Annotated in this window: 13 protein-coding genes and 1 riboswitch; all 13 genes read right to left on the reverse strand. The window is 46.2% G+C overall.

Annotated elements, in window-relative coordinates; genetic code table 11:
• Positions 1-33 precede the first annotated feature (33 nt).
• The 13 genes from upp to NST25_RS29110 all read right to left on the reverse strand — a co-directional run bounded on the left by upp (position 34) and on the right by NST25_RS29110 (position 14,735).
• Positions 34-663, reverse strand: a complete 630-nt coding sequence (upp, locus tag NST25_RS29050) for a uracil phosphoribosyltransferase (RefSeq protein ID WP_036681583.1) — start codon at positions 661-663, stop codon at positions 34-36.
• A 422-nt stretch (positions 664-1,085) separates the two neighbouring features.
• Positions 1,086-2,333 carry a serine hydroxymethyltransferase gene (gene glyA, locus NST25_RS29055; RefSeq protein WP_038573642.1) on the reverse strand — a complete coding sequence of 416 codons (1,248 nt, stop codon included), beginning with the start codon at positions 2,331-2,333 and terminating at the stop codon, positions 1,086-1,088.
• A 115-nt stretch (positions 2,334-2,448) separates the two neighbouring features.
• On the reverse strand, positions 2,449-3,033 hold the full coding sequence (locus NST25_RS29060; protein WP_076099682.1) for a TIGR01440 family protein: 585 nt from the start codon (positions 3,031-3,033) through the stop codon (positions 2,449-2,451).
• Positions 3,034-3,107: 74 nt separating this feature from the next.
• Positions 3,108-3,190, reverse strand: a riboswitch (ZMP/ZTP riboswitch).
• Between the two features lie 48 nt (positions 3,191-3,238).
• On the reverse strand, positions 3,239-3,826 hold the full coding sequence (locus NST25_RS29065) for a low molecular weight protein arginine phosphatase (protein WP_036681588.1): 588 nt from the start codon (positions 3,824-3,826) through the stop codon (positions 3,239-3,241).
• Between the two features lie 45 nt (positions 3,827-3,871).
• Positions 3,872-4,444 (reverse strand): manganese efflux pump MntP family protein, encoded by a 573-nt coding sequence (locus tag NST25_RS29070; RefSeq protein ID WP_076182070.1) that lies wholly within the window; start codon positions 4,442-4,444, stop codon positions 3,872-3,874.
• Positions 4,445-4,548: 104 nt separating this feature from the next.
• Positions 4,549-5,910 carry an L-threonylcarbamoyladenylate synthase gene (locus NST25_RS29075; protein ID WP_076301562.1) on the reverse strand — a complete coding sequence of 454 codons (1,362 nt, stop codon included), beginning with the start codon at positions 5,908-5,910 and terminating at the stop codon, positions 4,549-4,551.
• 105 nt (positions 5,911-6,015) lie between these two features.
• Entirely contained in the window at positions 6,016-6,774 is a 759-nt protein-coding gene (gene spoIIR / locus NST25_RS29080) for a stage II sporulation protein R (RefSeq protein ID WP_081382511.1), read from the reverse strand.
• Between the two features lie 83 nt (positions 6,775-6,857).
• Positions 6,858-8,045: an FtsW/RodA/SpoVE family cell cycle protein gene (locus tag NST25_RS29085; protein ID WP_076123936.1), complete on the reverse strand. Its 1,188-nt coding sequence runs from the start codon at positions 8,043-8,045 to the stop codon at positions 6,858-6,860.
• Between the two features lie 531 nt (positions 8,046-8,576).
• Positions 8,577-9,761: an FtsW/RodA/SpoVE family cell cycle protein gene (locus NST25_RS29090; RefSeq protein WP_076123938.1), complete on the reverse strand. Its 1,185-nt coding sequence runs from the start codon at positions 9,759-9,761 to the stop codon at positions 8,577-8,579.
• Between the two features lie 140 nt (positions 9,762-9,901).
• On the reverse strand, positions 9,902-10,831 hold the full coding sequence (gene prmC / locus NST25_RS29095; RefSeq protein WP_340394476.1) for a peptide chain release factor N(5)-glutamine methyltransferase: 930 nt from the start codon (positions 10,829-10,831) through the stop codon (positions 9,902-9,904).
• Between the two features lie 25 nt (positions 10,832-10,856).
• Positions 10,857-11,933, reverse strand: coding sequence for a peptide chain release factor 1 (gene prfA / locus NST25_RS29100; RefSeq protein ID WP_036681601.1), 1,077 nt, complete (start codon positions 11,931-11,933; stop codon positions 10,857-10,859).
• 233 nt (positions 11,934-12,166) lie between these two features.
• Complete coding sequence (gene ychF, locus NST25_RS29105) at positions 12,167-13,267, reverse strand: redox-regulated ATPase YchF (protein ID WP_036681604.1); 1,101 nt, start codon at positions 13,265-13,267, stop codon at positions 12,167-12,169.
• Between the two features lie 100 nt (positions 13,268-13,367).
• Entirely contained in the window at positions 13,368-14,735 is a 1,368-nt protein-coding gene (locus NST25_RS29110; protein ID WP_139329814.1) for a S41 family peptidase, read from the reverse strand.
• Positions 14,736-14,877: the final 142 nt, after the last annotated feature.

The following is a 14,877-nucleotide window of genomic DNA, read 5'->3' on the forward strand; positions in this document are numbered from 1 at the left end:
CTCGCATTACTATACTTAATACTTAATTACTTATTACTTGGTTCCATAAAGACGGTCACCAGCATCACCAAGACCTGGCACGATGTAACCATGTTCATTCAAATGATCATCAAGCGCTGCTACATAAATATCAACATCCGGATGAGCTTCCTGAACTGCAGCAACACCTTCTGGCGCTGCAATCAAGTTCATCATTTTGATCTGTGTACAGCCACGGTTCTTCAGTGAGGTAATCGCAGCAATTGCGGATCCGCCTGTAGCAAGCATCGGGTCAATTACTATCAATTCACGTTCCTGTACGTCCGTTGGAAGCTTGATATAATACTCCACTGGTTGAAGAGTGTCTGGATCACGGAAAAGCCCTACATGTCCTACTTTAGCCGCAGGTAGAAGCTTCAGTACACCTTCAAGCATACCTAAACCCGCACGAAGAATAGGAATAAGCCCCAGCATTCTTCCCGAAATCACTTTGCTTTCCGTCTCAGTGACCGGTGTTTGTACCGTAATGGTCTCTAGTGGAATATCACGTGTAATCTCATAAGCCATCAATGTGGCAACTTCGTCAACATGTTCTCTGAAATCCTTCGTGTTTGTTCTAACGTCGCGAATAAATGTTAGTTTGTGTTGAATTAAAGGATGATCGCAAATCACCAATTTTCCCATTTACTGTCCCTCCGGTAATTGTAAGTCTTGTCTATAGCCATAGAAAGCGCTTTGCTTCTCAGTGGCTAAATCCTGTCTATTATAGCACTCCCGCCGCTGCATTTCACCTCAGAATGGTACTTGAACTCACATTGAACATATTCCTTTGTATTTCCTTGTTTTTAAAGGTAATGATTGGCTTAATTAGGAAACCAATCACTTATAAAACCTAGATTATGTTGTGCAACTTTGGCTTTTTCATACTATTCACATTATTTTCACTAATTTTATTGAAAGTTCCATGAACTTTCATGATTAATTTCATTCAATTTCATCTATTACCTACAGTGATATTTGTGAACAATATGCAACAAAAAAGCCTCCATCAAACCCGGAAGAGGGTATGGATGGAGGCAGAATCATTTCTTATTAGAAGCAAAGATTTAGTATTTCAACTCTGGATAAAGAGGGTATTGGTCAGTCAACTCAGCCACTTGACGCGCAGATTCTGCCAAGTTTGCCTCATCCTTCGGATTCTTTAGAACATTAGCAATGATACGTCCAATAGTGACCATCGCCTGCTCGTCCATACCACGGGATGTGACTGCAGGTGTACCAATACGAATACCGCTTGTTACGAAAGGACTTGTAGGATCAAATGGAATTGCGTTTTTATTCACAGTAATCCCGATGGAATCTAGTACTTTTTCCGCATCTTTTCCGGTAATGTTCAGATTACGGGTATCCAGCAGCATCAAGTGGTTATCTGTACCTCCGGATACAATGTTAACCCCTTCGCTGATCAACGTTTCTGCAAGAACATTAGCGTTCTTCACTACATTTTGAGCATAAGTCTTAAAGGATGGCTGCAATGCCTCACCAAATGCGACTGCTTTTGAAGCAATTACATGCATCAGAGGTCCACCTTGGGAACCAGGGAATACCGCTTTATCAATAGCAGCTGCCCAAGGCTGTCTGCACATAATCATACCTCCGCGGGGACCGCGCAAAGTCTTATGCGTAGTAGTTGTAACGAAATGAGCATGAGGAACCGGGCTCGGATGAAGACCAGCAGCAACCAATCCTGCGATATGGGCCATATCTACCATAAATAGCGCACCCACATCATTGGCGATAGCGCCAAGTTTTTCGAAATCAATAATACGCGGATAGGCACTAGCACCAGCTACAATCATTTTTGGACGGTGCTTGAAGGCTGCTTTACGTACTTCATCATAATCAATTAGGAAAGTATCTTCTTGTACTCCATAAGCAACGAAGTTATAAAGCAATCCAGAAGCATTAACTGGGCTACCATGTGTCAAATGACCACCGTGCGCCAAATTCATTCCAAGAACGGTGTCGCCAGGCTTAAGTGCAGCCAGATAAACTGCCATATTTGCTTGAGCGCCGGAATGTGGTTGTACGTTGACATGATCCGCGCCAAACAATTCTTTTGCACGATCACGAGCAAGGTTCTCAACGATATCTACATCTTCACAGCCGCCATAATAACGTTTGCCTGGATAACCTTCTGCATATTTGTTCGTAAGCACGGAGCCCATAGCTTCCATTACGGCTTCGCTAACGATATTCTCTGAGGCAATAAGCTCAATGTTGGCACGCTGACGTTTCAGTTCCAGTTCCATCGCTTCCAGTACTGCCGGGTCACTCTTACGCAATTGTTCCATGTTCTTATTTCCTCCCTAGTGTGTGTAGATATGTTGTATTTAAGTAGAAACGATTTGCCCGCCATAAAGAGACTTAGGTCTACGTTTCTGCAAAAAATATAAAAACTAAAGTTCGTTAATCACAAAACTGTGAACCACTTTGTTCTGGAGCACGATATACCGCACGTTCCCCGCCAATTAGTGGGGGTCTGGTCCATGCCGCATTCACTCTGGCTGCTCCAATGTATCGTAGAGTCGGACGGAAAGGAACGGCTACCCGCCGTAAATGCATTCCTATCAGTGTCTCGCCAATATCTAAACCAGCATGAGCTTCTATCGTTTCCGCCAAAACAGGATCTTTCATAGCGTGATAAGCAGCCGTAGCCATCGAACCTCCAGCACCTCGTATAGGTACAGCTGATACTTCCTTCAGACCAAGTGACTCTAGCAGAGAGCGTTCCATTACAAGTGCACGATTTAAATGCTCGCAGCACTGATACACCGGATGAAATCCTTTTTCCGCTGCTACTAAACGAACACCTTCAAGCAGTTGTTCTGCAACTTCAAGTGCACCACCAGTTCCAATCCGGACACCAGCAACCTCACTTGTGCTCACTCCGACGACAACAATTTTGCCTGACCCAAGGTTACCAGCCTCCGCCAACTCCCTTAACACAGTGACGGTGGCTTCAGTTAATGATAGCTCCACAACTTCGTCCATCACTCTACCTCCTCAAACTTCAAACAAGCTTATTTTAAACAAAAAAGAGCAGTCCGCAGGTAGCTGCGGATTTGCTCTTTTGCCCAGGCGACCGGCCGTTTATTCCGATGCTCCATCGTGGTTTGATCCACATTTGTCGCCAGTTACATCGGAACCGATTATTTGTAACTTCATCTTAAAGCAAAGTGAACTGAAAATCAACCATTTACAAATGGCGGAAGGTTTCCAGCTTATCCAGCAAACTGAATAGCGCAGTGCGAATCTCAGCAGCAGTTAGCTCATAGTCCTCACGCGTGCCACCAAATGGATCAGAAATATCGAAGCTCGGAATACGCTGGCGAATCTCAATCATCCGCTGCAGATCCGTTGCATTCGGTTCACCACCAAGTGCTAAGCTCAACTCCGCATCTGCGTAAAGGCTGTCCAATTCCTTGATATCTTCCGTCACCGCATCTTCATCATGCACGTATTCCTTCAATGTATAGGTTTTCGTTACAGCATCTGGAAAATACTGCAGCAAATGCTGCTTATGCCCACCCGTCAAGGTCAGCACAAGGTCGGCCCAAGCGACAGCTTGACCTGTCAATTGTGACGACTCCATTGAATCATGAATTCCTTCTTCCTGCAGTATAGCTGCAGCATGTCTTGATATAGAAGTACCGGAAATGGCGGATACACCTGCAGACCGCACTTCCAGGTCGATTCCACGTTCCTTCGCGAGCTTTCGTAAAAGCCCCTCAGCCATAGGACTTCGGCATGTATTCCCGGTGCAGACGAATAAAATATGCAGCATGTTTTGCACCCCCATGAAATTAAATATTCTAATGCCGTTATTGTATCAAAAGATGAATAGCAAGCCAAACCCCAGAAGTATTGCACCGCCTAGCGCTTCTCCATAATCCCCTAGACCACGACTGACATGCCGTCCAATTAGCAACCCTAGAATCGACATTAGTCCCCCGCAAGCACCGAAGGCTAAGATGGTCAAAAGTACTCCATTCACAAACATCCCCAGTGATACACCCACAGAGAAAGAGTCAATACTGACACTGAGCGAAAGAAGTATCATCCCCCACAAGGTTCGATGATCCATAGCTCGTGAGCTTCCTGTGTCCGGACGAAAGGAGTTGTACACCATATGCCCGCCCAAAAGAACTAGAAGACCTCCAGCAGCATAAGTCGTTACTTGACCTAACAGGTGTCCGACATAACTTCCTGTCAATAAACCCAGGAGAGGCATCAGCATATGAAAAACAGCAATGAGCAGACTCATTTGCAGAATATGCAGCAGACGAATACCTTTCATCCCGATCCCTACACCGAGCGAAAAAGCATCCATCCCTAATGCAACCGCCATTATAGTAATGGTAACAATCTGCCCCCATTCGGTATATACATCTCCTAAGCCCATGCTTAACCCCCCAAGTCCGAAATATCTTGTACAACAACGATATGCGGACAAGGGGGTAATCATGACTTCATATGGGAGTCATATACGAAAAAGCAATGCCGTGGTTATCCGGCGTCGATGACAGATCCGCCGGCGGCTTTCATAAGCCGGTTCATGATTGCAGCGCCGAGGCCGGTATACGGGCAAGCCTCGGCTAAGATGTAAGTCGCTCCCGCTTCATCGAAGCACCGCAAGGCGGCATATAGGGAGCGAGCCCCTTCCTCCGGCGAGGATAACGAGCCGAGGGAAAGAACACAGGCGGCAGGGTCGGCGGGATAAAGGGCCTTATGCTCATCGAAGAGGAGCAAGCCCGTGACCTCGCCGTTTAGCTGCGCCGCCTGAAGTTGACTTGCGGCTTCATCCGCCACGCGCTGCGGGGAAGAGCCGCGCACTACACCAAGCCAGCCGCGCGGTGCGTAGTGCGTGTACTTCATGCCCGGCGCGCGCGGCGCCGAAATATCGCCAGCAGCATCCGCACCATGCTGCTCAATAGATGCGGAAGCCCTTTCGAAAGGCTCACGATTGTTAACATTCAGGCAATCCGCTGAAGATTGCGCGGTAGTTGCTTTAGCTGTGATTGGCTCAGCAGTACTGAAATCAATAACAGAGTTTGTCGTCCCCGAATCAGCCAAGACAGTAGCGGTTGCGGTAGCGGTAGCAGTTGTCTCAGCATTACCGGGCTCTGAGCTTACAGCTTCTGCTCCCACCACTGCAGCCAATTGTTCCGAAGTAATCCCGCCGGGGCGCAGCACAGCAACTTTTCCGTCAGGCTGTACCTGCACGACTGTTGACTCTAGTCCAACTCCAGCAGCACCACCATCAAGGACGCCATCAATGTATCCAGCCAAATCTTCCATCACATGCGAAGCTAATGTCGGGCTCGGGCGACCCGAACGATTAGCACTGGGCGCCGCAACTGGACAACCTGCGGCACTTATCAGTGCTAGAGCTACCGGATGATCCGGCATCCGCACACCAACCGTATCCAAACCCGCCGTCACACAGGGCGACAGTACACCTTCACGAACAGGAAGCACAACTGTCAGCGGACCAGGCCAATAAGCTGCCATCAGCGCGGCCGCCTTAGGATGCACCTCTACAACAAGCTCGTCCAAAGCTGCCGTATCCGCAATATGCACAATTAACGGATTGTCAGAGGGCCGTCCTTTTGCCGCAAAAACAGCCTCAACTGCCGCCGTATTTCGGGCATCCGCCCCTAGCCCGTAGACGGTTTCGGTTGTAAAAGCCACGGTTCCGCCTTCACGAAGCATTGTTGCTGCCTCCGCTATCGCCAGCTTGTCAGCTTCATTCGGCTGAAATACCTCAGAGTTCGTTCCCTCAGCGGAATTCAACTTCCAGTATACAGTCTCATCTCTATTTCCACTCCGCCGCTGAACGGCGAATAAAGGATTATTGTGTTCATTCATTCTCATCACAGGCTTTCTAGAAGATATAATTTAGCTTAGCAAAAAAACGGCCCCTGTAGGGAGCCGTGATAGATCTGCTTATAAAATAGTAACACATCTGGGGTCTTACGACCATAATCCACTGATCCAGTTCCAAAGGTTTTGCAGCAGCTCCCAGACGAAGAACCGTACCTCTGGCTCAGCAGCAGTTTCTCCTGATGAAGCACTTCCTGCCGAGGAATCAGCCTGCACTGTTTTTGCAGCTGCTGATTTCACCTTAGCACTGTTATCCGCACCAGCAGCGGACACTGTTTTTGTACCTTTGTCAGCAGCAGGTGCTGCCGCATCTCCAGAGCCTGCATCGATAAAGCAAAGCGGAGGAAACAGTACACACCACCAATTTTGCCCCTTGCCCGCACCAAGTGTGACCCGAACAGCTTCATACTCCCCAGCAGGATAGACGGTGCCACCGTATAATTTGGTTGGAAAAGGGACTACGCCCAGCTCCACTTTATAGGAATATTCAATGCCCCGTTTCTCCAGCTCTGATCCAACCAACGCGTTAAGCTCCGGCAGATGATTTCTAATCAGAGCACGTGCCTGCTCCAAGCTCTGTGGATCCTCAAGAGCGGATACCCACTGGTTCATTTGCTCCACAATTTTATCGCGAATTTGCCGTTTCACCAGCTGATCTTGCGCTCCGTCAGAATTAGCTAGAATACGTAACCGGATAGATTCTTGGGGAATAGATACTTCAGCTACTGCAGCATCGGTTTTTTGACCTTCCCAAGCCATCATGAGGACCATAAAAAAACAAATTAAAATGGCAGTATACTTAAAAGTTACACGTAAGGAATCTCTTTTATCCATATGATTATCGTTCATTTGTTGCAGCCCCTCTCCTCTTAACTCTCATGCTAGTAGTATGCCCGGAGATAAGAGACTGCAAACCTATGAATCTATTAAAATTATAACTTCAATGCCAGCTCCTTATGCAGCTGCAAATCTTCCTCTACATCCTGCCCATAAAGATGCACGCTCATCACGACCCCCATGCTGGCCATATTAATCAGAAGAGACGTGCCTCCATAACTGATAAACGGAAGTGTTATTCCTGTCAACGGCATCAGGCCGATAAAAGCTCCAACATTCTCAAGAATTTGATACAACAGCATAGCCGTAATTCCAATGATTAGAAATGGTCCGCTACGCTCCTTACTCTCGAGAGCAATCAATATCATCCGATGCAGCAAAATAAAAAAGAGCAAGAGCAGTAGCGCAGACCCCACAAATCCAAACTCCTCGGCAATCTGCACGAATATCGCATCCGAATAGGTATATGGGACACGATTATTCTGCACAGAGCTGCCCTGCATATATCCCTCTCCACTCATTCCCCCGGAGGCTATAGCTATTTTGGCATTTTTCGTGTGATAGCTTGCCTTATCTGTCGCTAAATCAGGTACCAGCCAAGGGTCAAACCGCTCCACTAAATGATCCTTACCAATGCCTTCAAAAAATTTGACTGCCTCATCATGATAGTTTATGTAGCTCAAAATCCCAGCAAGGCCGATCCCACCCACTATAAGCAAACCGATGAGTGCATGCGACAATTTGATATTCCCGATCCATAGAAGCCCAATCAATATTACGATGTAGCTAAGGGCATTTCCCAAATCATTTTGCATAATGACTATACCAAATGGAATGAACGTAAGAATGGTGAGAGGAACAATCCCTTTCCAGAAGGTTAAGGTAGACCCTTGTTTTCGAATTAAGATCGATGATAAAAAAAGAATCAATACCAATTTAAACAGCTCGGCAGGCTGAAACCTAAGTCCACCGATCTCAAGTCCCAATTGAGCACCGTTCTCTACTTTACCAATAAAACTAACCGACACTAACAAGACTAAGCCCAAGAGATAAATATAAAGTGCATGTTTAACAAATATCTTAAAGTCCACAAAAGCGAGCACAATAAAAACTACAAAACCTAAAATATAGTATTTAAGCATTTGTAAATGAAATCCATCCAATTTCATCGGAGGCGTTATTCTTCCATTGGTTACACTGTATATTGAAAAAATACTAATCACCATCAGCATAATCAGAACAGTAACGATTACCTTATCAATCCTTTTGAACTTTTGAAGCATCTGCAAGCCCCTTACTCTGTTAAGGTTTCAACTCTCCTCTCTCAGGGAAAGTCGTTCCTTTCTATTGTAGAACATTCGTGAATATAATTCCAAATTTATGTAGCCAATCTATAAAATATCTTTCTATTAAAATTACACTCTGACGTGATTTTACTCTATGATCCAAACCTAACGGACTCCGTAGACTTTATTTATGGATTTATTGCTTCACGGGAACTTTTGCGGACTCCAGAGTCGTTATTACTTGCCATTTTGCAGTAAATCCAGTCTTTTTGATCAAATAACGTCTTTGCGGTCCGATACTATCCAATACGTAGTTAATATTCGAGTATAAGCGCATCTGAGTCCGAGTCAGGATACAAATACGAATATGATACAAATGCAAATACAAATACGAATTGCTTCCAGCCTGCTTACCTGAAACGGTCCGTATTATATTACACCAATCCGACGAAGCCGTCCTCCATCAAAAAGAACCGCCAGCACCCCTATTAAACAATAAGGACCTGACGGTTCTATTTTATTTCGTAGTTACACCTGTTTGGCAGCTGCATAAGGAGTAGGTTTAGGAAAATCCTCTTCCACTTCTTGCCCGTGCAGACGTACACTCATTACCAAACCAATGCTGGCCATGTTGATAAGCAGTGATGTACCCCCGAAGCTGATGAAAGGTAACGTAATACCAGTCAATGGCATCAAGCCGATAAATGCGCCGATATTCTCAAAAATCTGATACAACATCATCGCGACAACACCGACAATCAGGAAAGGGCCAGCTCTATCCCTAGACTCCAGCGCAATCAGAATCATCCGGTGAATCAAAATAAAGTACAGCAGCAACACAAACGCCGAACCTACAAACCCAAATTCTTCGGCAATCTGCACAAAGATAGAATCTGAATACGTATATGGCACCCGATCCGTCTGAACGGAGCTGCCGTTCATGTAGCCTTCGCCACTCATTCCACCTGATGCAATCGCCAGCTTGGCGTTTTTAGTATGATAAAGGGCTTTGGCTGTTGCCTTGTCTGGAACAAGCCAAGGATCAAAACGTTCAATCCAGTGAGATCGTCCAATATCCGTAAGAAAGGTTTTAATTTCATCATGATAATGGATATAACTCATAATTCCCGCAATCGCAGAACTAGCCACGATGACCAGCCCGATTAATGCATGCGTGTATTTAATATTGCCAATCCACAACAGACCCGCAAGAATCACAACGTAAGACAAGGCATTCCCAAGGTCATTTTGGGTAAGGACAATAAGGAACGGAAACAAGGTCAGAAGGCCGAGCGGCACAACATCCCGCCAGAACAGAAGCTTACTCTTATTCTTGCGGACAAGCATGGCTGCCAGAAAAAGAATTAATATCAGCTTGAACAGCTCTGCAGGCTGCAGACTCAGGCCCCCCGGCAGGGTCAACCAGCCTTGCGCATTATTTTTGGTCTCGCCCAAAAAGCTGACGAGCACCAGCATCCCTATCCCAAACAGATAAATATATATCGCATATTTCACTAATATTCTGTAATCCAAAAAGGTCATTCCAATAAAAGCTACAAAACCAATAGCATAATACATCATCATACGAATATGATGTCCGTCCAGCTTCTCTCTTCCATGAGTAACGCTATATATGGCGAAGATGCTGACCACCATGAGTAATAACAGAACGACTACAATAGCACCATCAATCTTTTTAATCTTCTGAAGCACGCTCTGCCTCCCTACTCTATATCTGGGCTTTCTTTATGATCCCCTAAGAAATCCTGCTAAATTCTATTGTAAAGGAAGTCGGATTGAAAATACAATTTCTCTACTCCGGACAAAATGAACCCTCTGCATAGCAGGCAATATTATCTCGTTATGCCTAGCACATGACGCGGGATTCCAGCCAGATCATTAATGGTGATAATCTCGGTCCAATGGCCCGCTGCCGCAAGGAGTGCAGCGACTTGCTCAGCTTGACCGAAGCCAAGCTCAAAGCCGATCAGGCGCGGCGGTGCCGGGAGCAGCGTCAGCTGCTCCATCATGCGGCGGTACGGGTCCAGCCCGTCCGCTCCGCCATCCAGCGCAGTGCGCGGCTCATGGTCGCGCACCTCACGCTGCAGCCCGGCGATATCCTCGCCGGGGATGTATGGCGGGTTGGAGACGAGAATATCCGTCTCCATCCCCGCGAACGGCTCGAGCAGATCGCCGAGCCGAAAGTCCACAGCTGTGCCATTGCGCAAAGCGTTGCGCTCGGCCACAGCCAGAGCCGCCGGCGAAATATCGCCGGCGCAGACCCGCCACGCCGGCGCTTCCGCCGCCAACGTGACGGAGATCGCACCGCTGCCGGCGCCGATATCGACGGCGGCCAGCGGTCTTGCGGCGCGCACGTCCCCCGCGCCGCCCGCGCTATCCAGCGCCGCTTCGCCCGGCGTTACGACGCCGTCCGGCCAAAGCTCCGCGCCGTAACGTAAAATCGCCTCGACAAGCAGCTCCGTCTCCGGCCGCGGAATAAGCACGTCAGGCGTCACCTCAAAAGGCCGCCCGTAGAATTCTTGCTCACCGATGATATACTGCACCGGCTCACCAGCGCCTCGGCGGGTAACTCCCGCCTCAAATGCTTCCTTAACCGCAGCTGGAAAAGGATCTGCCAGCGCCATGTAATAAGCTGCACCAGACACTCCAAGCACATGCTCCAGCAGCAATTGTGCACTGCGCTGCGGTTCATTGCAGCCGCTCCGGCTCAAAAAAGAAGAAGCCTCCGCAAAGGCTTCCCGGATGCTTTTGACTTCCGACATGACATATACGCCATCGTTCAAAGCATTATTCTCCATTATCCATATTATCCATCAAGTCAGCTTGTTCAGCGATTGAAAGGGCTGAGATAATTTCAGTGATTTCTCCGTTCATAACCTGCTCCAAACGGTGCAGTGTCAGGCCAATACGATGGTCTGTAACCCGGCTCTGCGGGAAGTTATACGTCCGAATGCGCTCACTACGGTCACCCGTACCTACTTTGCTCTTCCGTTCACCAGCATACTTCGCTTCTTCTTCCTGCCGTTTCATATCAGAGATACGGGCACGAAGCACTTGCAGCGCTTTTTCTTTATTGGAGTTCTGTGACTTACCGTCCTGACAGGTAGCAACGATGCCTGTAGGTACATGGGTTACACGTACTGCAGACTTGGTCGTATTTACAGACTGTCCGCCTGCACCACTTGAACAGAAGGTATCCACACGAATATCTTTATCATGGATCTCGATCTCAAAAGCCTCAGCTTCCGGCATCACAGACACCGTAGAAGTAGAGGTATGAATACGACCTCCGGATTCGGTCGCTGGGATACGTTGTACGCGATGCGCACCACTTTCGTATTTCAGCTTACTGTATGCACCACGGCCGTTAATAAGGAAGATTACCTCTTTGAATCCACCAAGATCACTCGCGTTAACATCCATTAACTCAACGCGCCATCCTTGTGCATCAGCATAACGAGTGTACATCCGGTAAAGGTCTGAAGCGAACAATGCTGCTTCATCACCACCCGCTGCACCACGAATTTCAACGATTACGTTCTTATCATCATTCGGGTCTTTAGGCAGCAGCAATACGCGGATTCTCTCTTCCAGCTCCACTTGACGTTTGGAAAGGTCATCAATTTCCATCTTGACCATTTCTTTCATCTCATCATCAAGCTTTTCGCCTTGCATCTGCTTAGCAGCTTCAAGCTCTTCCATTACACTCTTATATTCAGTATACGCCTCAAATGCGGGCTGTAGGTCTGATTGTTCTTTGGAATAGTCCCTCAGTTTCTTACTGTCGTTTGCAACATCCGGATCACAAAGCAGTTCACTGAGCTTCTCATAGCGGTCCGCCAGGGATTGCAATCGGTCCAACAAGGGAATTCACCTCTCCTGATTCAATTTCAAATTCGCAAATATAACATCAAATTTGTACTGTCATAAAAATAGATATACGACTTTATATTATACCAAAGATATTGTGAAATGGCTACAGTTCCGTACGCACAATACCTTAATAAAAAGCTTATATTTTTAAAAAGGATCATCCCAGCAATAGAAACTCCCACTGCTCGAGATGACCCCTTTATCATTCGTACACTTAAAACTTCTTAAACGTTAAAACGGAAATGCATTACGTCGCCGTCTTGCACCAAATATTCTTTACCTTCAAGACGTAGTTGACCACGTTCCTTCGCACCGTTCATGGAACCAGCTGCCACAAGATCCGCGTAAGCCACTACTTCAGCACGGATAAATCCGCGTTCGAAATCTGTATGAATCACACCGGCAGCTCCAGGTGCTTTGGTGCCGCGGCGAATCGTCCACGCCCGAACTTCCTGAACGCCTGCTGTGAAATACGTATACAAGCCAAGCAGTTTATAAGCCGCTTTAATCAACCGGTTAAGGCCGGATTCTTCCAGTCCCAGCTCTTCCAGGAACATAGCTTTATCCTCGCCTTCAAGCTCAGCAATTTCTGCTTCCACCTTAGCACTGATCGGAACCACTTCTGCACCTTCAGTAGCTGCGAAATCACGAACTTGCTGTACATAAGGATTGTCCTCAGCACTTGCCACTTCATCTTCACTTACATTCGCCGCATACAGCACTGGCTTCAATGTTAACAAATGAAGATCACGGATAATAAGCTTCTCGTCATCAGACAATTCTATACTGCGTGCAGGTTTATCTTCGTAGAGTACTTCTTTGACGCGTTCTAGCAGTTCAACTTCTTGAGCGTATTTCTTGTCGCCGCCTTTGATATTCTTACGGGAACGCTCAATCCGCTTCTCAATGCTCTCAATATCAGCAAGGATCAGCTCCAGATTAATGGTCTGGATGTCGCTGATCGGATTTACTTTTCCATCAACGTGGGTAACGTTCTCATCTTCAAAACAACGAACCACATGCACGATAGCATCTACTTCACGGATATGGGCCAGGAACTTGTTGCCTAGTCCTTCGCCTTTACTCGCACCACGCACGAGACCAGCAATATCAACAAATTCAAAAGCAGTAGGTACGGTCTTGTTCGGCTGTACCAGCTCAGTCAGTTTATCAAGACGTTCGTCTGGAACTTCAACAACACCAACGTTAGGGTCAATGGTACAAAAAGGGTAGTTAGCGGATTCTGCTCCCGCTTGCGTTATCGCATTAAACAATGTGGATTTTCCTACGTTAGGAAGACCGACGATTCCAGCTTTCAAAGCCATTTATATGACAACTCCTATTTTCAGCTAAATTGATCATCCGAATAAGCTATACGATCTAAACCATTATATATTAGAACATATTCGCCAGCAACACCGGATGTCAAGCAGATGTGTCCGAACGCGCAAGCTCTAATACCTTTTTTATCGCCGGCTGGTCCAGTAATGGCTTAGATTTATCTGGATCAACCTCCACATCAGGCACAGTCTTTACCTCTTCATTACAACTTCCATCAGAATTCAGACCCATTTCAAAGGAAAACCTGAATACATAACCGCTATTTGGCAATGCAACAACAAGCGGATCTATCCCTAGTCCATCCCCACCTGTCCTGCCGCCTACAACCGTTGCAAACCCGGTGCCTTTTGCAAAGGCTGCAAGACCTTCCGCTGATGAATACACAGAGCTATCAACCAGCAAATAGATTTTCCCTTCAAATCCAACAGATTTATTAGGAGTTACTACATCATTTATTTTTCTATATGTCTTGAACATCTTTAAAGCCTCAGATGGCAGATTAGGCAGTTGCTCATCTTTGATGCCGGAAATAGGTTGTTGCCCGGCTGTGATCTGACGTGCCTGCATAAAAGTCTCCGCATATTTGCCTCTTGTATAAAGGAAGTATGTATTATATTCGATAGGTTTATTAATCAACAGAGGAACAATATGAATTCTCCAATAATTACTGTTTCCTCCCCCATTTCCGCGGATATCTAATATTAATGTCTTATAGTCCTTTACCTCTATTAAAAAATCATGGATCTCGGAGCTGTCCATCTCCATGAGACTCCCGTCAAAGCTTTGCATACCGAGATAAGCGATTCGATCGGGCTCTATAATGACTTTTTTTACATTCCCAGAAGTCTTTTTTGTTACATCTCCTACTCCATCTCCACCATTATGCATATCGTTATTGATATCATTAGAGTTTTGCTGCTCCGTTAAAGGTTTCTGGTTGTAACGGGCCAATACGTTAGGCTGTTGAACCACGTCGATCCAAGGTTCATAACCAAAACCTGCCTGAACATAGGTATGTAGGTACCAAGGATATTCCTCCTTGGATATAAAATTCGTATGCCCATTGTTTAATCTGCTAAGGACAAATCTCATTCGTCTCAAAAACTCATCATCCGATTTCACGGCTGCTATTTTATTGCGGTATTCCTCTTTTTTAGCAAGCCAATCCTCTCCATTGAGACGTTTATTCACCTCTAGGAAAGGATAGTTCTCCTCAATAATCTTCCACATGTAATCAAAATCCTCTAGCCTTTTTTCCACTGTCAATGAAGGCAACGTTACTTTCGATTGTTCTTCAACTACAGCTGGAGAGGCTAGCGGTGCAACCGGACTTGCCTGGACTTGCTCAGACTCAGATTTCTTCTTTCCTGGTAAATCGCCACTGTTGCAGCTAACCAGTAATAGTAATACTACTGCGGAAACAACCACCCACGATACAGTCCTTGGCCTCACCTTAATCCCCCCTTTTCTCTCTTTATGACTCAATCTATTTTCAGGAATTTATTTTTAATCATATTTTCCTAATCATCCTAAATCAAATATATTTATCACAATTATTTACATAATAATTCAGTAGAAAAACAAAAAAAGACCT

The sequence above is a fragment of the Paenibacillus sp. FSL E2-0190 genome, from assembly GCF_037992965.1.
In the GTDB taxonomy this organism is placed as follows: Bacteria; Bacillota; Bacilli; order Paenibacillales; family Paenibacillaceae; genus Paenibacillus_AQ; species Paenibacillus_AQ odorifer.

Bases quoted from the DNA above. Each gene is read 5' to 3' on its own strand.
- upp (WP_036681583.1), bottom strand. From the start codon at position 663: ATGGGAAAATTGGTGATTTGCGATCATCCTTTAATTCAACACAAACTA.
- glyA (WP_038573642.1), bottom strand. From the start codon at position 2,333: ATGGAACAATTGCGTAAGAGTGACCCGGCAGTACTGGAAGCGATGGAA.
- NST25_RS29060 (WP_076099682.1), bottom strand. From the start codon at position 3,033: ATGGACGAAGTTGTGGAGCTATCATTAACTGAAGCCACCGTCACTGTG.
- NST25_RS29065 (WP_036681588.1), bottom strand. From the start codon at position 3,826: ATGCTGCATATTTTATTCGTCTGCACCGGGAATACATGCCGAAGTCCT.
- NST25_RS29070 (WP_076182070.1), bottom strand. From the start codon at position 4,444: ATGGGCTTAGGAGATGTATATACCGAATGGGGGCAGATTGTTACCATT.
- NST25_RS29075 (WP_076301562.1), bottom strand. From the start codon at position 5,910: ATGAATGAACACAATAATCCTTTATTCGCCGTTCAGCGGCGGAGTGGA.
- spoIIR (WP_081382511.1), bottom strand. From the start codon at position 6,774: ATGAACGATAATCATATGGATAAAAGAGATTCCTTACGTGTAACTTTT.
- NST25_RS29085 (WP_076123936.1), bottom strand. From the start codon at position 8,045: ATGCTTCAAAAGTTCAAAAGGATTGATAAGGTAATCGTTACTGTTCTG.
- prmC (WP_340394476.1), bottom strand. From the start codon at position 10,831: ATGTCGGAAGTCAAAAGCATCCGGGAAGCCTTTGCGGAGGCTTCTTCT.
- ychF (WP_036681604.1), bottom strand. From the start codon at position 13,267: ATGGCTTTGAAAGCTGGAATCGTCGGTCTTCCTAACGTAGGAAAATCC.